19 protein-coding genes and 1 riboswitch are annotated in these 20,892 nt (G+C 66.4%); of the genes, 11 read left to right on the forward strand and 8 right to left on the reverse strand.

The genetic code is table 11. The annotated features are described in order from the left end of the window. Positions 1-7: 7 nt before the first annotated feature. The 11 genes from BN973_RS15405 to BN973_RS15455 all read left to right on the forward strand — a co-directional run bounded on the left by BN973_RS15405 (position 8) and on the right by BN973_RS15455 (position 10,634). Positions 8-598 carry a CDP-alcohol phosphatidyltransferase family protein gene (locus BN973_RS15405; protein ID WP_036469123.1) on the forward strand — a complete coding sequence of 197 codons (591 nt, stop codon included), beginning with the start codon at positions 8-10 and terminating at the stop codon, positions 596-598. Then, the gene (locus BN973_RS15410; RefSeq protein ID WP_036469125.1) at positions 591-1,514 is read left to right on the forward strand and encodes a DUF881 domain-containing protein; all 924 of its coding nucleotides are present in this window, start codon (positions 591-593) and stop codon (positions 1,512-1,514) included. The genes BN973_RS15405 and BN973_RS15410 overlap by 8 nt, the downstream gene beginning before the upstream one ends. Before the next feature lie 16 nt (positions 1,515-1,530). Continuing rightward, positions 1,531-1,863: a small basic family protein gene (locus BN973_RS15415; RefSeq protein ID WP_036469126.1), complete on the forward strand. Its 333-nt coding sequence runs from the start codon at positions 1,531-1,533 to the stop codon at positions 1,861-1,863. A 4-nt stretch (positions 1,864-1,867) separates the two neighbouring features. Beyond that, entirely contained in the window at positions 1,868-2,710 is an 843-nt protein-coding gene (locus BN973_RS15420) for a DUF881 domain-containing protein (protein ID WP_036472482.1), read from the forward strand. 24 nt (positions 2,711-2,734) lie between these two features. Beyond that, positions 2,735-3,133, forward strand: coding sequence for a glycine cleavage system protein GcvH (gene gcvH, locus BN973_RS15425; RefSeq protein WP_036469128.1), 399 nt, complete (start codon positions 2,735-2,737; stop codon positions 3,131-3,133). A 217-nt stretch (positions 3,134-3,350) separates the two neighbouring features. Beyond that, entirely contained in the window at positions 3,351-3,824 is a 474-nt protein-coding gene (garA, locus tag BN973_RS15430) for a glycogen accumulation regulator GarA (RefSeq protein WP_407067594.1), read from the forward strand. Continuing rightward, positions 3,824-4,570: a transcriptional regulator FtsR gene (gene ftsR / locus BN973_RS15435; RefSeq protein ID WP_036469130.1), complete on the forward strand. Its 747-nt coding sequence runs from the start codon at positions 3,824-3,826 to the stop codon at positions 4,568-4,570. Before garA ends, ftsR begins: the two co-directional genes overlap by 1 nt. Positions 4,571-4,628: 58 nt before the next feature. After that, a complete protein-coding gene (locus BN973_RS15440) occupies positions 4,629-5,123 on the forward strand; it encodes a bifunctional nuclease family protein (protein ID WP_036469133.1) in 495 nt (164 codons plus the stop codon). Positions 5,124-5,373: 250 nt separating this feature from the next. Beyond that, positions 5,374-6,006, forward strand: a complete 633-nt coding sequence (locus tag BN973_RS15445; RefSeq protein WP_036469135.1) for a MerR family transcriptional regulator — start codon at positions 5,374-5,376, stop codon at positions 6,004-6,006. Between the two features lie 84 nt (positions 6,007-6,090). Then, positions 6,091-6,188: riboswitch (glycine riboswitch) on the forward strand. Between the two features lie 156 nt (positions 6,189-6,344). Continuing rightward, positions 6,345-9,170, forward strand: a complete 2,826-nt coding sequence (gcvP, locus tag BN973_RS15450; RefSeq protein WP_036472484.1) for an aminomethyl-transferring glycine dehydrogenase — start codon at positions 6,345-6,347, stop codon at positions 9,168-9,170. Between the two features lie 189 nt (positions 9,171-9,359). Further along, positions 9,360-10,634 carry an HNH endonuclease gene (locus BN973_RS15455; RefSeq protein WP_036472485.1) on the forward strand — a complete coding sequence of 425 codons (1,275 nt, stop codon included), beginning with the start codon at positions 9,360-9,362 and terminating at the stop codon, positions 10,632-10,634. 3 nt (positions 10,635-10,637) lie between these two features. Here the strand turns inward: BN973_RS15455 and BN973_RS15460 are convergent, their stop codons facing one another. The 8 genes from BN973_RS15460 to BN973_RS15495 form a co-directional block, all read right to left on the reverse strand. Then, positions 10,638-11,510, reverse strand: a complete 873-nt coding sequence (locus tag BN973_RS15460; RefSeq protein ID WP_036469137.1) for a haloalkane dehalogenase — start codon at positions 11,508-11,510, stop codon at positions 10,638-10,640. A gap of 79 nt (positions 11,511-11,589) precedes the next feature. Then, positions 11,590-13,134, reverse strand: a complete 1,545-nt coding sequence (locus BN973_RS15465) for a flavin-containing monooxygenase (RefSeq protein WP_198048936.1) — start codon at positions 13,132-13,134, stop codon at positions 11,590-11,592. Then, on the reverse strand, positions 13,127-13,840 hold the full coding sequence (locus BN973_RS15470) for an SDR family oxidoreductase (protein ID WP_139830298.1): 714 nt from the start codon (positions 13,838-13,840) through the stop codon (positions 13,127-13,129). The genes BN973_RS15465 and BN973_RS15470 overlap by 8 nt, the downstream gene beginning before the upstream one ends. A 104-nt stretch (positions 13,841-13,944) precedes the next feature. Further along, a complete protein-coding gene (locus BN973_RS15475) occupies positions 13,945-14,805 on the reverse strand; it encodes an alpha/beta fold hydrolase (protein ID WP_036469140.1) in 861 nt (286 codons plus the stop codon). 161 nt (positions 14,806-14,966) lie between these two features. Beyond that, a complete protein-coding gene (locus BN973_RS15480; RefSeq protein WP_084163623.1) occupies positions 14,967-15,890 on the reverse strand; it encodes a helix-turn-helix transcriptional regulator in 924 nt (307 codons plus the stop codon). Between the two features lie 124 nt (positions 15,891-16,014). Further along, positions 16,015-16,458 carry a MarR family winged helix-turn-helix transcriptional regulator gene (locus BN973_RS15485; RefSeq protein ID WP_036469142.1) on the reverse strand — a complete coding sequence of 148 codons (444 nt, stop codon included), beginning with the start codon at positions 16,456-16,458 and terminating at the stop codon, positions 16,015-16,017. Positions 16,459-16,477: 19 nt separating this feature from the next. Then, the gene (locus BN973_RS15490) at positions 16,478-18,550 is read right to left on the reverse strand and encodes a substrate-binding domain-containing protein (RefSeq protein ID WP_036469143.1); all 2,073 of its coding nucleotides are present in this window, start codon (positions 18,548-18,550) and stop codon (positions 16,478-16,480) included. A 14-nt stretch (positions 18,551-18,564) separates the two neighbouring features. Further along, the gene (locus BN973_RS15495) at positions 18,565-20,754 is read right to left on the reverse strand and encodes a malate synthase G (protein ID WP_036469145.1); all 2,190 of its coding nucleotides are present in this window, start codon (positions 20,752-20,754) and stop codon (positions 18,565-18,567) included. Between the last annotated feature and the right edge of the window lie 138 nt (positions 20,755-20,892).

The raw sequence follows: 20,892 nt of genomic DNA on the forward strand, positions 1-20,892 counted from the left end.
ACGGCTCATGGAGCCGGTTCCGCCAGACCGGGTGCTGACAGTGCCCAATCTGTTGAGCGTCCTGCGCCTGGCGCTCATCCCCGTCTTCATCTACGTGCTGATGTTCGCGCACGCCAACGCGCTCGCGGTGGCGATCCTGATATTCAGCGGGGCCTCCGATTGGGCCGACGGCAAGATCGCCCGCACGCTGAACCAATCGTCGAGGCTGGGCGTCCTGCTGGACCCTGCCGTCGACCGGCTGTACATGGTGACCGTGCCGGTGGTGCTGGCGCTGAGCGGGATCGTGCCGTGGTGGTTCGTCGTCACCCTGCTGGCGCGCGACCTGCTGCTGGCCGCCACGCTGCCGCTGCTGCGCAGTCGCGGACTGTCGGCGTTGCCGGTGAGCTACGTCGGCAAGGCCGCGACGTTCGCCTTGATGTCCGGCTTCCCACTCGTTTTGCTGGGGACGTGGGACGCGTTGTGGAGCCGGGTGATCGGCGCTTGCGGTTGGGGCTTTCTGATCTGGGGTATGTACGCCTACCTGTGGTCGTTCGTCCTGTACGCGGTGCAGATGGTTCTGGTGATGCGCCGGATGCCCAAGGTCGGTGAGCATGGCTGAACCGGATCGCCTGCTCGGCGGATACGACCCCAACGCGGGGCGCAGCGCGCACGCCGCCGCGCAACCAACGCTCATCCCGGTGCCGTCGCTGCTGCGGGCGTTGCTGTCCGAGCATCTGGATCCGGGCTACGCCGCCGCCGCGCAGCGGCGCGCCGCCGAGGTCACTCCGCAGGGCACGAAGACGCGCATCTTCGCCTGGCTCTGGCAGGCCCTGGCGGCCATGCTGGTCGCCACCGTCTTCGCCGCCGCGGTCGCGCAGGCCCGGTCGGTCGAACCGGGTGTGCGTACCGCTCAGCAACTGCTGGCGCGAAGCGTGCGGTCGACGGAAGATGCCGACGCCAAACTGGCTCAGCAGCGCAGCATGCTGGCGAGCAAGGTCGACGACGTTCAGCGCATCGCCCTGGCCGATGACGCCGAGGGCCAGCGGCTGCTGAGCCGCCTGGACAGCCTCGGCCTGGCCGCGGCCAGCACACCGATCATCGGCCCCGGCCTGACCGTGAAAGTGACCGATCCCGGTGCCAGCCCGAATCTTTCCGATGTGTCCAAGCAACGGGTGAACGGAAGCCGGCAAATCATCCTCGATCGCGATCTGCAGCTCGTGGTCAATTCGTTGTGGGCCAGCGGCGCCGAGGCGATTTCGGTCGGCGGCGTGCGGATCGGGCCGAACGTGACGATCCGCCAGGCCGGGGGAGCGATCCTGGTCGACAACAACCCCACCGGCAGCCCCTACACGATCCTGGCGGTCGGGCCGCCGAACGGGATGCGCGACGTCTTCGAGAACAGCCCCGGACTGCAGCGTCTGAGGCTGCTGGAAGTCTCCTACGGTGTCGGCATCGCGGTGAACGTCTCCGACGGTCTCTCGCTGCCGGCCGGATCGGTCCGGGAAGTCAAGTTCGCCAAGCAGATTGGGCCCTAGTGAGAAAAGATCGCGCATGATAGGTATCGCGGCGCTTGTGGTCGGCATCGTGCTGGGTTTGGTTTTCCATCCCGCCGTGCCCGAGGTCGTGCAGCCGTATCTGCCCATCGCGGTCGTCGCCGCGCTCGACGCGGTCTTCGGCGGGCTGCGCGCCTACCTCGAGCGGATCTTCGACCCCAAGGTGTTCGTGATTTCGTTCGTGTTCAACGTCTTTGTGGCGGCCCTGATCGTCTATGTCGGCGACCAGTTGGGTGTCGGCACCCAGTTGTCGACGGCGATCATCGTCGTGTTGGGTATCCGGATCTTCGGCAATGCCGCCGCGCTGCGACGGCGGCTGTTCGGGGCGTGACGGCATGAGCCAGGACCTGCCAGACGGCGCGGCCGACGAAAGTCCCGCTGCCGACGATGTCGCGCAGCGCGGTCGCCACGAATTGCCCGCCCACAGCCCACGTCCCGAGATCGGAGCGGTTGGCCGTACCGGGTTGTCCGCGATGCTGCGCAGCGGTCGATCCCGATTGATGTTCGGAACCCTGGCCGTCCTGCTCTGTCTGGTTCTGGGCATCGCCATCGTCACCCAGGTCCGCCAGACCCGGTCGGGCGACTCGCTTGACACGGCGCGCCCCGCGGATCTGCTGGTGCTGCTGGATTCGCTGCGACAGCGCGAGGGCACGCTCAACGGCGAGGTCAACGAATTGCAGAACACGCTGAATTCGTTGCAGGCGTCCGGCAACACCGACCAGGCCGCGATCCAAAGCGCGCAGGCCCGGCTGGCCGCGCTGTCCATCCTGGTCGGCGCGGTGGGCGCGACCGGGCCCGGCGTCACCGTCACCGTCGACGACCCCGGACCCGGCGTATCACCGGAGGTCATGCTCGACGTGATCAACGAGTTGCGCGCCGCCGGAGCCGAGGCGATCGAGGTCAACGGCGGACACCAGTCGGTGCGGGTCGGTGTCGACACCTGGGTCGTCGGCTCGCCAGGTGCGCTGACCATCGACACCAAGGCGCTCTCGCCGCCGTATTCGATTCTGGCGATTGGCGATCCGCCCACACTGGCCGCGGCGATGAACATTCCCGGCGGCGCCGAGGACAGCATCAAACGGGTCGGCGGCAAGATGTCCGTGCAGCAGAGCGAACGCGTCGACGTGACCACCTTGCGACAACCAAAACCGCACCAATACGCTCAGCCCGTCAAGTGAGACACCGAACAGAACAGGATTGCCGTGAGCGATATCCCACCCGATCTGCACTACACCGCCGAACATGAGTGGGTTCGCCGGAGCGGTGACGACACCGCGCGGGTCGGAATCACCGACTTCGCGCAATCGGCACTGGGCGACGTCGTCTTCGTCCAGCTGCCCGACGTCGGCACCGAGGTGACCGCGGGCGAGTCGTTCGGCGAAGTGGAATCGACGAAATCCGTATCCGACTTGTACGCACCGCTGTCCGGCAAGGTGACCGCCGTCAACGGCGATCTGGAGGGCAGCCCGCAGCTGGTCAACTCCGATCCTTACGGCGCCGGCTGGCTGGTCGATATCCAGGTGTCGGACGGCGCGGAGTTGGAGTCCGCCGTTTCTGAGCTGCTCGACGCCGAGGCCTACCGCGGCACGCTCACCGAGTGACGGTTGCTAATGTCCCTGCCAGGGGGTCGGCCGGACGATCGGCGTTCAATCCTGCCGGTGGCTAGCGCAATCGGAACCACCGCGCGGTACGGTCAACACAACAGCGTTAGTAGGCAAGTAATCGGCAATACAGGGTTCAGACACCTAGTGGGAAGCCGGCCGAGCGGCCCGGTCAGACAACGCCACAGCGGCCAGTGAGGAGCAGCGCGTGACGGATATGGACTCAGGAAGACAGGACGACCAGACTTCTGACGAAGTCACCGTGGAGACGACTTCGGTCTTCCGCGCCGACTTCCTCAACGAACTGGACGCACCCGCGCAGTCGGGCGCCGAGAGCACGGTGTCCGGCGTCGAAGGACTTCCGGCGGGCTCGGCCTTGCTGGTCGTCAAACGGGGCCCCAACGCGGGATCGCGCTTCCTCCTCGACCAGGCCATCACCTCGGCCGGCCGGCACCCCGACAGCGACATATTCCTCGACGACGTCACGGTCAGCCGCCGCCACGCCGAATTCAGGTTGGAAAACAACGAGTTCCACGTGGTCGATGTGGGTAGCCTCAACGGAACCTACGTCAATCGCGAGCCGGTGGACTCGGCAGTGCTGGCGAACGGTGACGAAGTACAGATCGGCAAGTTCCGCTTGGTGTTCCTGACGGGACCCAAAGGTGACGACGACGGAGGATCCGGAGGCTAGTGAGCGCACCCGATAGCCCGGCCCTGGCCGGGATGTCGATTGGGGCGGTCTTGGACCTGTTGAGGCCGGATTTCCCCGATGTCACAATTTCCAAGATTCGCTTCTTGGAGGCTGAAGGACTGGTGACGCCGCAGCGCGCAGCGTCGGGATACCGCAGATTCACCGCTTACGACTGCGCGCGACTGCGCTTCATTCTCACCGCGCAGCGAGATCATTACCTACCGCTGAAGGTGATCCGGGCGCAGCTGGATGCTCAGCCCGACGGCGAGCTGCCGCCGTTCGGATCGCCTTATGGTGTACCGCGATTGGTTTCGGTGGCCGAGGGCGATGCCGCACCCGAGACCGGATCCGCCGCGGCCGCGGTGGCACCTACCCGCGTCCGGTTGAGTCGCGAAGACCTCCTGGAACGCGCGGGCGTCGACGAGGACCTGCTGACCGCACTGCTCAAGGCCGGGGTGATCACCACCGGCCCGGGCGGATTCTTCGACGAGCACACCGTCGTGATCTTGCAATGCGCGCGAGCGCTGTCCGACTACGGCGTCGAGCCGCGTCATCTGCGTGCCTTCCGCTCGGCCGCCGACCGGCAGTCCGATCTGATCGCCCAGATCGCGGGGCCGCTCATCAAAGCCGACAAGGCCGGCGCCCGGGATCGCGCCGACGACCTGGCACGTGAGGTTGCCGCGCTCGCAATTACTTTGCACACATCGCTGATCAAGTCCGCCGTTCGCGACGTTCTGCGACGCTGAGGACTAGACTTCCAGTCATTGCTTGGACGTCGGCGGCAGGTGCGGAGGGCAGACACAAATGGGTGAAGTTCGTGTTGTCGGCATTCGCGTCGAGCAGCCGCAGAACCAGCCGGTGCTGTTGTTGCGCGAGGCCAACGGAGACCGTTACCTGCCGATATGGATCGGACAGTCCGAAGCCGCCGCCATTGCCCTCGAACAGCAAGGCGTCGAGCCGCCCCGCCCGCTGACCCATGACCTGATTCGCGATCTCATTGCAGCACTTGGGCATTCACTCAAGGAGGTGCGCATCGTCGATCTGCAGGAAGGCACCTTCTATGCCGACCTCGTCTTCGACCGCAACATCACCGTGTCGGCGCGCCCGTCGGACTCGGTGGCGATCGCGCTCCGGGTCGGTGTGCCGATCTACGTCGAAGAGGCCGTTTTGGCCCAGGCGGGTCTGCTGATCCCCGACGAGAGCGACGAGGAGTCCAACACCGCTGTTCGGGAGGACGAGGTGGAGAAATTCAAGGAATTTCTCGACAGCGTGTCGCCCGACGACTTCAAGGCGACCTGAGTCCGCCAATCGGGACGTTAAGCTGGACTGCGACATCACGGATCCGTCTCATCTGACACTGTGATTTCGACACGCCTGACGGATAGCACGCCCCTTGCCCTTACGACGGCCATACTTTGAGGACAAGTTAAGGCACGGCAGCGACTGGACAGCGTAAGCTTTCTAGCACTCGGGCCTTGGCCAACGCGGCTGTAACGGCAGCCAGTGGACGCAGCTAGTGATTAGAGCGCGATCGGCGAGAGGAACCACTGTGAGCGACCAGCCACGTCAAGAACAGCTGGATCTTGCTGACCAGGCGGATGCCGCATCCCACGGTGAACCGAGTGTCACCGTTGCCAGCGGACCCGTGCAGCCCGGTCTGTTTCCTGACGATTCGGTGCCCGACGAACTCGTCGGCTACCGCGGGCCGAGCGCCTGCCAGATCGCCGGAATCACCTACCGGCAGCTGGACTACTGGGCACGCACGTCGCTGGTGGTGCCGTCGATTCGCAGTGCGGCCGGATCCGGCAGCCAGCGGCTGTACTCGTTCAAGGACATCCTGGTTCTCAAGATCGTCAAGCGGTTGCTGGACACCGGCATTTCGCTGCACAACATCCGCGTCGCCGTCGACCATCTGCGTCAGCGCGGCGTCGAGGATCTGGCCAACATCACCCTGTTCTCGGACGGCACCACCGTGTACGAGTGCACCTCGGCCGAAGAGGTCGTCGACCTGTTGCAGGGCGGTCAGGGCGTGTTCGGCATCGCGGTGTCGGGGGCCATGCGGGAGTTGACCGGCGTGATCGCCGACTTCCCAGGTGAGCGGGCTGACGGCGGCGAATCGATCGCGGCGCCCGAAGACGAGCTGGCCTCGCGGCGCAAGCATCGGGACCGCAAAATCGGTTAGTAATCCACTGTTCGACAGCCCGACACGCATTGTTGGGCTATTTCGTGTACCGGGCTTCACTCACGGGTAAACTAAGCGTTGCATCACGCCCGCGCGGGAGAGTTCTGTGGCAGCCAGCCATGGACGCCGAAGGAGCAGCACCTCTCCGTCAACCTCTCAGGCACCCGGACCGCGCCAAGGTAACGATGCCTCTGGAAAGCGGTGGGGCGCTAAGCGCCACACCCGCCGATGGGGAAAGGCGCTTGGGGGGACTACGCGCCGAATCTCTCAGGCGCCCGTGACTGGGTAAGGACAGAGGGAGAGGGTCGATAGTCCCTCTACCGATGTCAGGAGTGCCCGTGTCCGATCAATCGACTTTCGCAGCCCGCCATATCGGGCCGGACAGCCAGGCGATCGATGCCATGCTCGACGTGATCGGTGTCGGCTCGCTCGACGAGCTGGCCGCCAAGGCCGTCCCGGCCGGCATCCTCGATAAACTCTCCGACGACGGCGCCGCGCCGGGCCTGAGCGCGCTGCCGCCGGCCGCCAGCGAGGCCGAGGCGATCGCGGAACTGCGGGCACTGGCTGACACCAACACGGTGTCGGTGTCGATGATCGGGCAGGGCTACTACGACACGTTCACCCCACCGGTGTTGCTGCGCAACATCATGGAGAACCCTGCCTGGTACACCGCCTACACGCCGTACCAGCCGGAGATCAGCCAGGGCCGGCTGGAAGCGCTGCTGAACTTCCAGACCATGGTCACCGATCTGACCGGGCTGGAAATCGCCAACGCGTCGATGCTCGACGAGGGCACCGCGGCCGCCGAGGCTATGACGCTGATGCACCGCGCCGCGCGCGGTTCGGCCAGCCGGCTGGCGGTCGACACCGACGTGTTCGCCCAGACCGCGGCCATCCTGGCCACCCGTGCTCGGCCGCTGGGCATCGAGATCGTCACCGCCGATCTGCGCGACGGCCTGCCGGACGGCGAGTTCTTCGGCGTCATCGCCCAACTGCCGGGTGCCAGCGGCCGGATCACGGATTGGTCCGCCCTGGTCGCCGAGGCTCACGAGCGCGGCGCGCTGGTCGCGGTCGGCGCCGACCTGCTGGCGTGTACGTTGATCACCCCGCCGGGCGAGATCGGTGCCGACGTCGCGTTCGGCAGCACTCAAAGATTCGGTGTGCCAATGGGATTCGGCGGTCCGCATGCCGGGTATCTGGCGGCGCGCGCCGAGCAGGCCCGTCAGCTGCCGGGCCGGCTGGTCGGTGTCTCGGTCGACAGCGACGGCTCACCGGCCTATCGCCTGGCGTTGCAGACCCGCGAACAGCACATCCGCCGCGACAAGGCGACCAGCAACATCTGCACCGCGCAGGTGCTGCTGGCCGTGATGGCCGCGATGTATGCCAGCTACCACGGCGCCGACGGGCTGACCGCCATCGCACGCCGGGTACACAGCCGCGCCCAATCCATCGCCGCGGCGCTGGGCGGGGCGCTGGTGCACGAGGCATACTTCGACACCGTGCTGGCACGAGTGCCGGGACGCGCGGATGAAGTGCTCGCCAAGGCCAAGGCCAGGGGCGTCAATCTCTGGCGTGTCGATGCCGACCATGTGTCGGTGTCCTGCGACGAGGTCACCACCGACGTCCACGTGGCCATGGTCCTGGAGGCGTTCGGGGTGTTGCCCGCCGATCCTTCCGGCATCGATATCGCCACGCGCACATCGGAATTCCTCACCCACCCCGCCTTCACGCAGTACCACACCGAAACGGCGATGATGCGCTACCTGCGCACCCTGGCGGACAAGGACATCGCCTTGGACCGCAGCATGATTCCGCTCGGCTCCTGCACGATGAAACTCAACGCCGCCGCCGAGATGGAGTCGATCACCTGGCCCGAGTTCTCCCGGCTGCACCCGTTCGCTCCGGCGGTGGACACCTCGGGGATACGCCGCCTGATCAGCGATCTGGAGAGTTGGCTGGTGCACATCACCGGCTATGACGCGGTGTCGCTGCAACCGAACGCAGGGTCCCAAGGCGAGTACGCCGGCCTGTTGGCGATCCACGACTATCACGCCAGCCGCGGCGAACCGCACCGCGACATCTGCCTGATTCCGTCCAGCGCGCACGGCACCAACGCGGCGTCGGCCGCCCTGGCCGGGATGCGGGTGGTCGTGGTGGCCTGCCAAGACAACGGCGACGTCAACCTCGACGATCTGCGCGCCAAGATCGGCGAGCACGCCGACCGGTTGTCGGCGCTGATGATCACCTACCCGTCCACACACGGGGTGTACGAACACGACATCGCCGAGATCTGCGCGGCCGTGCACGACGCCGGCGGTCAGGTGTACGTCGACGGCGCCAACCTCAACGCACTGGTGGGCCTGGCCCGGCCGGGCAAGTTCGGCGGCGACGTGAGCCACCTGAACCTGCACAAGACGTTCTGCATCCCGCACGGTGGTGGCGGCCCCGGAGTGGGCCCGGTGGCCGCGCGTTCGCATCTGGCGCCGTTCCTGCCCGGTCACCCGTACGCACCCGAGCTGCCCGGGGGGCACCCGGTGTCGTCGGCGCCGTACGGGTCGGCCTCGATCCTGCCGATCAGCTGGGCCTACATCCGGATGATGGGTGCCGACGGACTGCGGGCGGCATCGCTGACGGCGATAGCCTCGGCCAACTACATCGCCCGCCGGCTCGACGAGTACTTCCCGGTGCTCTACACCGGCGAGAACGGCATGGTTGCCCACGAATGCATCCTGGATCTGCGCGGCATCACCAAGTCGACCGGCGTGACCGTCGACGATGTGGCAAAGCGATTGGCGGACTACGGTTTTCACGCTCCGACCATGAGCTTCCCGGTCGCCGGCACGCTGATGGTCGAGCCCACCGAGAGCGAGGACGTCAACGAGATCGACGCATTCTGCGAGGCCATGATCGCGATCCGCGGTGAGATCGATCGTGTCGCCGCGGGGGAGTGGCCCGCCGATGACAACCCGCTGCGGGGCGCGCCGCACACCGCCGAGTGCCTGCTGGTCGCCGACTGGAATCATCCGTACACGCGGGAGGAAGCCGCCTATCCGTTGGGTAAGGGCTATCGGCCCAAGGTGTGGCCGCCGGTGCGTCGCATCGACGGCGCCTACGGCGACCGCAACCTGATGTGCTCGTGTCCCCCGGTGGAGGCGTACAACTAGGGCCGCGGCGCGACGTTTCCCGAGCTGCTCGAGTACGAATTGGCCAGCCCGTTCGGACAACCCCGGCAGGTCGGCGCACGTCGCGGTTGATGTCGGTCGCGACCCACTGTTAAGGCACGGCCGCAGTTATCCACAACTTCCGATCCAGCCGATTAGCTCGCGTCAGTGGACCCCGCTATGATCGAATGTATGTTCGAAACCCTTGGGACGGTCGATCCGATGGCCGACGAATCGGCGCTGATCGAACGCATCGCCGAGTTGGAGCGAGTCAAGTCCGCGGCCGCGGCGGGGCAGGCTCGGGCAGCGGCCGCCCTGGACGCGGCGCGCCGCGGCACCGAAGCGGCCCTGGGAATGCCCGCCGCGCAGCGCGGACGTGGGGTGGCCAGCGAGATCGCGCTGGCCCGACGGGACTCGCCCGCCCGGGGCAGCCGACATCTCGGTTTCGCCAAAGCCCTGGTGCACGAGATGCCTCATACCCTGGCGGCGCTCGAATCCGGCGCACTCTCGGAGTGGCGGGCCACGCTGATCGTGCGCGAGAGCGCCTGTTTGGACGTCGAGGACCGTCGCACATTGGATGCCGAGTTGTGCGCCGAGCCGGCCGGCCTGAACGGTATGGGCGATGCGCGAGTGGCCGCCGCTGCCAAGGCAATCGCCTACCGGCTGGACCCTCATGCCGTCGTCGAACGGGCCGCCAGGGCCGAGCATGAACGCACCGTGACGATCCGGCCGGCCCCCGACACGATGACCTATCTGACCGCGTTATTGCCAGTAGCCCAAGGAGTTTCGGTGTACGCGGCGCTGCGCCGCGCAGCCGACATGCGCGCCGACGGACGTTCGCGCGGACAAGTGATGGCAGACACCCTCGTCGAGCGGGTCACCGGGCGCGACGCGGCGGTCCCCACACCGATAGCGGTCAACCTCGTCCTCTCGGACGAAACACTGCTGGGCGAGGCCACCACCCCGGCCGACATCTGCGGCTACGGTCCCATTCCGGCCGCGGTGGCCCGCGCAATGGTCTCCAACGCCGTCGCCGACCAGCGCTCCCGAGCGACGCTGCGCAGGCTTTATGCCCATCCCCGCTCCGGGGCGCTGGTGGCGATGGAGTCACGGGCGCGGCTCTTCCCGCGCGGTCTGGCCCGCTTCATCGAGTTGCGCGATCAACGTTGTCGCACACCCTATTGCGACGCGCCGATCCGGCATCGCGACCATGCCCAGCCCTGGGCCAAGGCCGGACCTACCACGGCGGCCAACGGTCTCGGCTCGTGCCAACGGTGCAACTACACCAAGGAGGCCGACGGCTGGCGGGTCACCACCAGCACAGATGAAAACCATACTCACACAGCAGAATTCACCACGCCAACGGGGGCGACTTACCGGTCAGCCGCCCCACCGCGGGCACCCACGATCACTGTCAGCGAAATCGAAGTGCGAGTCGGTATCGCACTGGCCAGGCATGCCGCCTAGGTTTCAGCCGAAGCACTTGATGATCGCCGTGGCGATTTCGTCGGGCGCATCCTCCTGGATGAAGTGCTTGGCGGTGGGCAGCTCGACCAGGACGTGATCGGGGAACGTCGCGCGCATGCGTGGGAGGCTCGGACCGGGGCGGAACGCGAAGTCCTTCATGCCCCACACCAGCAGGGTCGGCTTCGCGCCAAGTTTGGCCGGTACCTCGCGGCTCAGCCGTTCCAGCAGCGGGCGGGCGGCCAACAGCTCCTTGGGCATCTCGGCCACCCCCAAGCGTGCGGCCGGGTTGGGCTGAACGGCGCGGTAGTGCTCCATCACGGCGTTCCCAGGCCGTTGCGCGGTGCCCGCGGGGATCAGTCGCTCCACGAAGAAGTTGCGCTGCAGGATCGCTTTCTGCATTGGGGCACTGGACATCACGCGGGAGAAGATTTTGGTCGTGAGCACGTCGACCGGCCAGAACCAGGTGTTGCCCAGCACGACACCGCGCACCCGCTCGGCGCGCTCCACCGCGACCGCCATGCTGATCGGCCCGCCCCAGTCCTGGCCCATCGTCAGATAGCCGTCCAGCCCCAAATGATCGACGAACTCGCCGATCACCCGGGCATGCTCGTCGATCTTGTACCCGAAACCGGCGGGGCGATCCGACAAGCCGAAACCCAGGTAATCCGGCGCAATGCAACGAAATTGGCCACGCAGCGCGGTGATAATGTCGCGGTACAGGAAGCTCCACGTCGGGTTGCCGTGGCACAGCAACAGCGGCGGCCCGGCACCTTCGTCGACGTAGTGGACGCGTCCCCGCGAGCTGTCGAACCAGCGCGACTCGAACGGGTACAACCGAGGATCCGGAGTGAAATCCGGCTTGTACTCCTGGCCCATGACCGACCCTCCTCCATCGATGCTCACGATGGTAGGCCCGCGATGGGTGCGCCGCGACGGGCGAGGGGAGGGTGCAGGTTCACGTTCCGCCGGCGAATGCGCCGGCACGGCGCAAATCGATGCGGGGGCGGGTGTGATAGTCCGACAACCGCACGCGATGTGTCTTGCGCCAGAACGTAATTGCCGAGGAAGGCCACAGTGCGGTGTTCTTACCGGTGGCAGGATGCTGATACCAACTGTGGCATCCGCCCGCCTGCCAGACCGAATGGGCGAGACGCCCCTGTAGCCAGTCGTTGAACGCTCCCTCGACCGACGGCCGGACCGTCAGGACGCCAAGCTTTCGGCGCCGCGCGCTCTTGAGGCAGCTCAGGACGTAGCGCGCCTGGGCTTCGATCATGAAGATCTGCGAGTTGTGGCCGAGCCCCGAGTTGGGGCCGAGCATGACAAAGTAGTTGGGAAACCCCGACACGGTCGTCCCCAAGTAAGCCGACGAGCCCTGCTGCCAGCGATCTGACAGCCGTTCGCCGTCGCGTCCGACGATCTCGATGTCGGAGAATGCGAACTGAGTGTCGAAGCCGGTCGCATAGATGACGACGTCGGCATCGTGCGACTGCCCGTCCGCGGTCTTCACCTGGCCGGCGGTCATCTCGGCGATCGCCGAGCTCACCACGGTAACGTTGTCGCGGGTCAGCGCCGGATAGTAGTCATTCGATAACAGCAGGCGCTTGCAGCCGATTGCGTAGTCCGGTGTGAGAGCGTCCCGCAGCTGCGGGTCAGTGACCTTGCGCTGCAACATCAGTCGCGCCAGACGTTCGGCGTCGGCCATCCCGGCGGCGGACTCGACGAAACCGTCGACTCGTCGCTCGTGGATCCAGAACAGCCGCGACCTGGTGTACCAGCGGTAGGGTGCGAACCTGCGCAGTTGCTGTTGACGGCGCGAGAACGTCCGATCGGCTTTCGGCACGACCCAGCCAGGGGTGCGCTGAAAGAGAGTGAGCTGCTTGGCATCTGGTGCGATGCGGGGTACGAATTGGATTGCGCTGGCACCACTGCCGATCACCGCGATGCGCTTGCCTCGCAGCGGGACGGAGTCGTCCCATCGGGCAGAGTGAAACGCGTTGCCGGCGAAGGTGGTACGCCCGGCGATGTCGGGATAGCGGGGGCGGCGCAGCAACCCCGTCGCCGAGACCAGGTAGCGACATTCCAGCACGGCCCCCGACGAGGTCTCCACCGTCCAGGATTGCCGAGACTCCTGCCAGCGCGCCGACATCGCCCTGGTGGCGAAATCGATGTGCTGTCTCACCCCGCGCTGCGCCGCGACCTCGTGCAGGTACTCCAATATTTCCGGCTGGGATGCGAACAACCGCGACCAATTGGCCCGCTGGGCAAACGAAAAGGAGTACAGCGGCGCGGGGATATCGCATCCACACCCGGGATATGTGTTGTCGCGCCAGGTTCCGCCGAGGTCGCGCGCCTGCTCGAGCACCCGGTAGGAAAATCCGGCCCGCTGCAGCTGGTGGGCGACACACAGCCCGCTGACACCGGCACCGATGACCACCACGTCCAGCGGCGCGCCACGGGCTTGCTGGATCGGCGCCGCGGACCCCATGCCACCGTCAACCATCGGCGCGACCCGTCCGGGTGGGACCCACATACAGTGAGTTCAGTTGCAGCCCACCGTCGATGCCGATCTCCTGTGCGGTGATGTAGCCCGAGGCGTCGCGCGCGAGGAACGCGACCAGATCGGCCACCTCGTCCGGACGGCCGAATCGTCCGCTGGGCACCGCGGCCCTGATCCGCTCTTGGTCGGCCTCGGGCAGTGCCAGCACCGGTGGCGTGGCGATCATGCCGGGCAGGACGCAATTGGCGGTGATACCCAGCGAACAATTCTCGATCGCGATGGTTCGTATCATCCCGTGCAGTCCGGCCTTCGACGCCGCGTAGGCGACCTTGCCGGGGGATCCGAGTTGACCCGCCATGCTCGAGATCGCGACGATGCGTCCGAAGCGCCGTTCCCGCATTCCCGGCAGGCAGGCCTGGATGACGCGAAACGATCCGGTGAGATTGACGTCGATATCGCGTGACCACTTCTTCGCCGACATCGAATGCGCCGGAGCGAAGGTGCCGACGACGCCCGCGACCGACACGCAGATGTCGACATCCCCGGTGGCCTCCGCCGGAATCTCGTCGGCGGACAGGTCCACGATCACGTCGGCGGGTCCGGCCACGTCCATCGTGCGCACCGCGACACCGGCGGCACGCAACCGATCACACACCGCCGACCCGATGCCCCCGTTGGCTCCGGTCACCAGCGCCGTCCGCCTCGTCACGTCGTCTCCTCGGCCAATTGGGATGCACCCCCGGTTATTTCACGCTGAATCCCGCGTCGACCGCCCGGCGCAATGGCGTCGCGCTGGCGGCTCGCACGTCGACATCAAGCGCAGGCAACCGAGTGGGGGCGAACGAAATCGAGGGTCAACTCTGTGAACTTCTCCGCGGCTTCGACATGCGGCGCGTGGCCGACCCCCCGGAAGAGACTGAACCGGGCGTGCGGAAGCAATCGCCGTGCCGCGTCCAGCTGCCTGCCGGGCAGGATGCGATCGTGATCACCCCACACGACCAACGTCGGACGGCGATGTTGGGACACCGCGGTCATCAGTTCATCCCGCCATTCCGGTCTGACGCCGCGGATGGTGGCCAGCGATCGAGCGGTCTCGTGCACAACCGTGCCGGTCTCGGGTCGTCGCGCGAGGAGCAAGGCACGATCGATGCGCTCGTCGGTCGCATAGGACCGGTCGCGATAGATTTGTCGCTCATTCATCCGAGCAGTCGCACGGTTGGTGTGACGGGCGGCGAAGGCGCCGATGACCGGTATGGATAGCAGCCGCAGGATCGGATGCAACCCGGAACCGAATCCGGCGCTGCTGACCAGATTCAGCGTGGCCACCCGGTCGGGATACGAGGCCAGCACTTGCAGCGCGACCGCACCGCCCAACGAATGGCCCAGCACGTGCGCCGGCCTGGTCTCACCGATCGCATCGAGAGTTTCGGCGACGCCCCGCGCGAGTCCGGCCAGCGTGGTCGAGGTGGGCAGGCGATCGGAGAATCCGGAGCCGGGCAAGTCGGGAGCAAGCACGCGATAGCCGGCCCGCCGCAGCGGCGAAAACTGCGTCTCCCAATCCTCCAGGCTGCGACTGACACCGTGCAGCAACAAGACCGGGGGCTGGTCTGCACCGCCTTCGATCAGAATGCGGGTACGCCGACCTTTGACGTCGATCGACTTGATTGATTGCATGCCAATACCCCCTGGAATAACTGCGATCGGATTGGTGCGTCATTGCAATCGACGAATCGTCCCCCACGGACCCGACGATACGTGCCGTCGAGACGACCGAAGAAGCCCGCGGCAAACGGATCGACGATGACGTTCGTCGTTGTCATTGGCGCGAATACACGTCAATCGTCGGCCGCCCGCGCCTGACGAAACAGGCCGAAATCATCCTGGGTGACTCGCACCCCCGATGTCCTCGGCGCCGCTGCGTCGGATAGTTCCCGCAGAGCGCGTTCGGAAGACGAGCCCGGCTGCGCCCAGAAGGGAACGAACACATGCCCGGTCGGCTCCAGGGTCAAGTGCTGAAAGTGCAGCGTGAACGGTCCGACCCGGGGATGCATGAGTTTCTTTTTCCCGCTGTTCGCGTGCGTGACATCCGGGCGCGACCACAGCATCCGGAATCGCGCGCTTTTCTTCAGGAGTTCCTCGATGACCGCGGTCAAACCCGGGTCCGGATTGCGCACCGCGTAAACGCGAAGCCAGCACACGGCCCGCATCGTCAATTTGTCCCAATTCCGATAGAAGTTCGGCGTATACGGGTCCAGAAACAGCGATCGCAGCGTGTTGTCTCCCAGTTCCCGATGTGGAAAGACAGCGCGTGCAATGGGATTAGCCGCAACCAAATTCAATGAGCAATCGTGAATATGCACCGGCGTAAGGGGCCAACCGTTGATCAGCGAATAGATCTCCGGTTCAAGATCTTTCGGACACCCGTTTCCAGAGAGCGGGCGCCGCACCAAGTCCCGCAGATAAGCCGCATCACCGTCGTCGAGCTTCAATGCCCGCGCAATACCGTCCAACACCTGATCAGAAGGTCTTTTTTCGCGTCCCTGCTCGATTCGCAGGTAGTAGTCGACGCTGACACCGGCCAACGCGGCAACTTCCTCGCGCCGCAGTCCGGCGACTCGCCGGCGGCCCCCACTGGGCAGACCCACGTCGGCCGGCTGAAGGTGTTCGCGACGATTGCGCAGGAATTGGGCGAGCGCCGAGACTTTCCGCGCCCGCTCGCCGTTGGGCTGATCGCGCTGCGAGCCTTCGCTGCCATCCATGAGCTGGAGCCGGCGTTGGATCCCGGTGGACTCGTTCATCGGTGTCGTCTCCCTCGCGTTCCGATGCCCACGCCCCGAGCATCGTGACTAAGACAACGCCGTCACGATTAGTAAGTATTCCTGACTATCCGGCGGTCGCGCGCTGGTGGTCGATGACGGCCCGAAAGTCGTCAAGGAATCTGTGGAAGTTGGCGGCGCCGAGATTTCGGGCGTGCCGGTTCATGATGTCGGTCATGATCGCGTCGGCAGCAGCCATCTGGCGGCGGCCGCGAGCGGTGGGTACCACGAGCTTGGCTCGACGATCGCCCGGATCCGGCTTGCGTACGACGTAACCCAGGGCTTCGAGGTCGTCGATGATCACCCCGATCACCTGTTTCACCTGGCCGGATAGCCGCGCCAGGTCGGTCGCACGCACACCCTCGGGACGCAGGTAGGCCAGCACCGCGCCATGGCGGTGGACGATGTCGTCGAAGCCTTCGTCGCGCAGCCGGCGGAACAGCTCGGCCTCCACCGCGAACAGCAGACGACCGGCCAGCACGCCCAGGTCGTCGCCGCCCTCGTCGTTCATTGCCGGCAGACCCGCAGCGTCAGCTCAAAAATGTGCTGATTGCCGTGGCCAGATCGGGGGAGGCCGACGTCGCGAGGTTCTGGTAGCTGCCGCCGCTGAGCTGGGCGACCGCCTCCCAGGTGGCCCGGTCGGGATCAGCGCCGAAGTCGATGACGTTGACGGCGATCGGCTTGGCCGGGTCCGCGCTGGTGCGGATGAAGTTCTGCAGCCCCGGCCCGTCCAGGGATTGGTCCGTATGCGGTCCGGCGGTGATCAGCAGAATCGAATTCGATTGTCCGGCACGGTAATTCGTCTGCATGTCCTGGTAGATCATGCGCAGCGTGGTGAACGAGACCGCACCGCCGGCCGACGAATACTGCTTGTCCAGCGCGGCCGCCAGGGCCGCCGGGCGGGGCTGGCCGTTGACCGGGTCGGACAGCGGGCCGGTCGCGACCTCCGAGCGGCCCTCATGGCCGTCGAACGTCCACAATCCCAGAATCGCGGTCGGCGGCAGCGCTTTGATCCTGTCCTGTAGCGCCGCGATCACATTGGCGAGCCGGGTTTTTCCGCCTTCGTCGCCGGGCATCGACTGGTCCAACATGATCGTCGCGGCCAGCCCGCTGGACGGCGCAGCCATCGCATCGGCCAGGGTGGCGCGCATGGCGTCATCGCCCACCGAGAGGGTCGACGGCAGGGCCGCGAAACTCGTCACCGGGCTGCTCGGCGGTGTGACGCCGTTGACGCGAAAACCGGCCTTGGCCAGCTTCGCGAGTTGTTCGGGCTTGCGGATGAAGTGGGCAAACTCGCTGGCCGCCGACGTCTGCTCCTTCGACAGCCACGACCCGTTGAGCAGCACGGTGGGATAGTCCGCGACCGGCGCCGGCCCCGGCGGCAGCCAGGAAGCCAACGTGTTCTTGGCGTCCGGCAGCGACTGACCGCGCTGGAAAACCTGCTGTTCGGTGGTGATCACCGCGTGCACCGGGGCGGTTGCCGGGTCACCGGGTTTCAGCAGCGCGTTCATCGCCTCGGTCAGCGAGTTGTCGGCCAGTTTGGGCTGGCCGCTGGTCAGCGACCGCAGTAAGGCGGCGCCCTGAGTGAGCGGCGCGCCAGGCGGGACGGACGCCGCCGCGACCGCTTCGCCGGCCAGGTAGGACGCGTCGCTGTTGCCGTTCGTCGGCAACGCCAGTCGCAGCGATCCCCACGCCGGTAACTTCAACGCCGCCAACGAGTTTGGATTGGTCTGCAGGCCGGGCAGCGCGCCCCAGTTTTGGTTCGACAGCGCCGGCGCCAGTTCGGGCCGAACGGCGAGTAGCACCGGCGATGTCACCAGTGAACGGCTGTCGCTGATCGTTTTCTGGCCCGCGGCCGCGGACAGCCGCGCCGCCGAGACCGAGCTGCCCGGAATCCACAGCGCCGGCTGCGAACCCAACTCCGCCGGCCACTTGCCAACGAAACCGGCGATGACGGCGTCGGAGCCGGCCGGTCTGACGTCCACCACCATGCAGTGGTCACCGACCGGGCCGGCCGAGGAGTTGTAGCTTTCGGCGAACGGCCGCACCTGGTCGACGATCGACGGATCGACCACGACGGCGACGGATTCCTTGCCCCCCACACAGCGCGCGGCGGCCGTGTGCGAGCGATGGGACAACACGTCGCCGAAGAAACTCCACAGGATGACGGTGCCGACCACGACGATGACCGCGACCAGGGCCACGATCACACCGATGCTCACCCCCCGTCGCCCGCCGGCGCTGCGGTGACCGCCCCGCCAATCGCCGAGCACGCGGTGACCGGACTCGAAGTCACCCGGCGTGGCCTCCGGCGGCGCGGAACTCTTCGGCCGAGACGGAAATTCGGGGTATTCGTCGTCGAGGCCCTGCGCGGCGTAGCCGTTCTCGTCGGCGTAGTCGTCGTCCCCGAGGTCCTCGTCGGCGTCGTCATCCTCGTCCGGGTCCGGGTAGTCGCCGTAGTCGTCGTCCTCGTCGAGGTCGCGCGGATCGGGCTTGTCGCGTTCCTCTTGATAGCGGGAAACCAGGTCGCGGGCGGTGAACTTGGTCGTCGGGTCGTCGGAAGGCTCGTCGGCCGACTTCCCGGGCATGCTGTGCCTACCCATACCGGCAACCGGTATCAGGCACCGGCGCGGGCCTTGAGCTCACGCCGTCGCCGATGCAGGATCGGCTCGGTGTAGCCGCTGGGCTGCTGCGCACCGGACAGGATCAGCTCCTGGGCCGCCAAGAACGCGATGCTGTCGTCGAAGTCGGGCGCCATCGGGTGATACGCCGAGTCGCCGGCGTTCTGCTCGTCGACCAGCGGGGCCATCCGTTCCAGGCTGGCGCGGACATCCTCGCTGGTGATGATGCCGTGGCGCAGCCAGTTCGCCAGCAGCTGGCTGGAGATCCGCAGCGTGGCACGGTCCTCCATCAGGGCGACGTTGTGGATGTCGGGCACCTTCGAGCAGCCGACGCCCGCATCGATCCAGCGCACCACGTAGCCCAGGATGGACTGGCAGTTGTTGTCGACCTCTTCGCGAATCTCTTCGGGAGCCCAAGCCAGTTCCTTGGCCAGCGGGATGGTCAGCAACTCGTCGACCGTGGTGCGCTTCTTGCCCTGCAGCTCCTTCTGCACGGCAAACACATCCACCTGGTGGTAGTGCATCGCGTGCAGGGTGGCCGCCGTCGGGGAAGGCACCCACGCGGTGGTGGCGCCGGCCTTGGGCTGGCCGATCTTCTGCTCGACCATGTCGGCCATCAGCTCGGTCATCGCCCACATGCCCTTGCCGATCTGGGCCTTGCCGGAGAAACCGGCGGCCAGCCCGATGTCGACGTTGGCGTCCTCGTAGGCCTTGATCCAGGTGGTGTTCTTCATCGCACCCTTGCGGATCATCGGACCGGCCTCCATCGAGGTGTGAATCTCGTCGCCGGTGCGGTCCAGGAACCCGGTGTTGATGAACACCACCCGGTCGGCGGCGGCCTTGATGCACGCCTTGAGGTTGACCGTGGTGCGCCGCTCCTCGTCCATGATGCCGACCTTCATCGTGCCTTGCGGCAGGCCCAGCACATCCTCGACGCGGCTGAACAGCTCGCAGGTGAACGCGACCTCCGCGGGCCCGTGCATCTTCGGCTTGACGATGTAGATGGAGCCGGTGCGGCTGTTGGTCAGCGGCCCGTTGGCGTCGCCGGACCGCAGGCCGTGGATCGCGGTCAGACCGGTGAACAGCGCGTCCATGATGCCCTCGAACACCTCGTTGCCGTCCGCGTCGACGATCGCGTCGTTGGTCATCAGGTGCCCGACATTGCGGACGAAGAGCAGGCTGCGTCCGGGCAGGGTCAGCTCGCCCTTGCCGTCGGGCGTGGTGTAGGTGCGGTCGGCGTTGAGCACGCGGGTGAAGCTCTTGCCGTCCTTGCTGACCTCTTCGGCCAGGTCACCCTTGTTCAGGCCCAGCCAGTTGCGATAGCCCAGCACCTTGTCGTCGGCGTCGACGGCGGCGACGGAATCCTCGAAGTCCATGATCGTGGTGACCGCGGATTCCAGGACCACGTCCTTGATGCCGGCCGCGTCGGTCTTGCCGACCGGCGAGGACGGGTCGATCTGGATCTCGATGTGCAGCCCGTGATTGACCAGCAGCACCGACCAGTCGGGGGAGCCGAGCTCGCCGCTGTAGCCGACGAACTTCTCCGGGCTGGCCAACCCGGTGGTCTCCGCGCCGAGTGCGATCTTCAGCTGGCCGTCTTCGATGCTGACGCCCGTCGCGTCCGCCCACGAGCCCGACGCCAGCGGCGCCGCCTGGTCCAGGAATTTGCGTGCGTAGGCGATCACCTTGTCGCCGCGAATCCTGTTGTAGCTACTGCCCTTTTCGGCGCCGTCGGTTTCCGGGATGACGTCGGTGCCGTACAGGGCGTCGTACAGGGAGCCCCAGCGGGCGTTGGCCGCGTTCAGCGCGAAGCGCGCGTTGAGCACCGGCACCACCAGCTGCGGGCCGGCGGTCGTGGTGATCTCGTCGTCCACCCCGGACGTGGTGATGGTGAAGTCGTCGGGTTCGGGCAGCAGATACCCGATGTCGATGAGGAACTGCCGGTAGGCCTCGGGGTCCAGCGGTTCGATGACGCGCTGCCGGTGCCACTTGTCGATCTGGGCCTGCAGCTCGTCGCGTGTCTTCAACAAACTTTGGTTCTGCGGGGTGAGGTCGGTGACCACCTTGTCGACGCCGGCCCAGAAGCTGTCCGGGTCGATATCGGTGCCGGGCAGGGCCTCGTTGTTCACGAAGTCGTAGAGCACTCGGCCAACGCGCAAATTCCCCGCTGACACGCGGTCAGTCATCTTTCTCCTCCATAGTTGCCTCATTGGTCCCACTCGTCTCCCGACTGGCCCCAACTAGCTACGCCGTCAGCCTACCGGCCGACGGCCCGAACGAACGCCTACGCCGGACCGGCAATAGCAGGTCACGGTGCGGTTGAC

Source organism: Mycobacterium triplex (genome assembly GCF_000689255.1).
Lineage (GTDB): Bacteria > Actinomycetota > Actinomycetes > Mycobacteriales > Mycobacteriaceae > Mycobacterium > Mycobacterium triplex.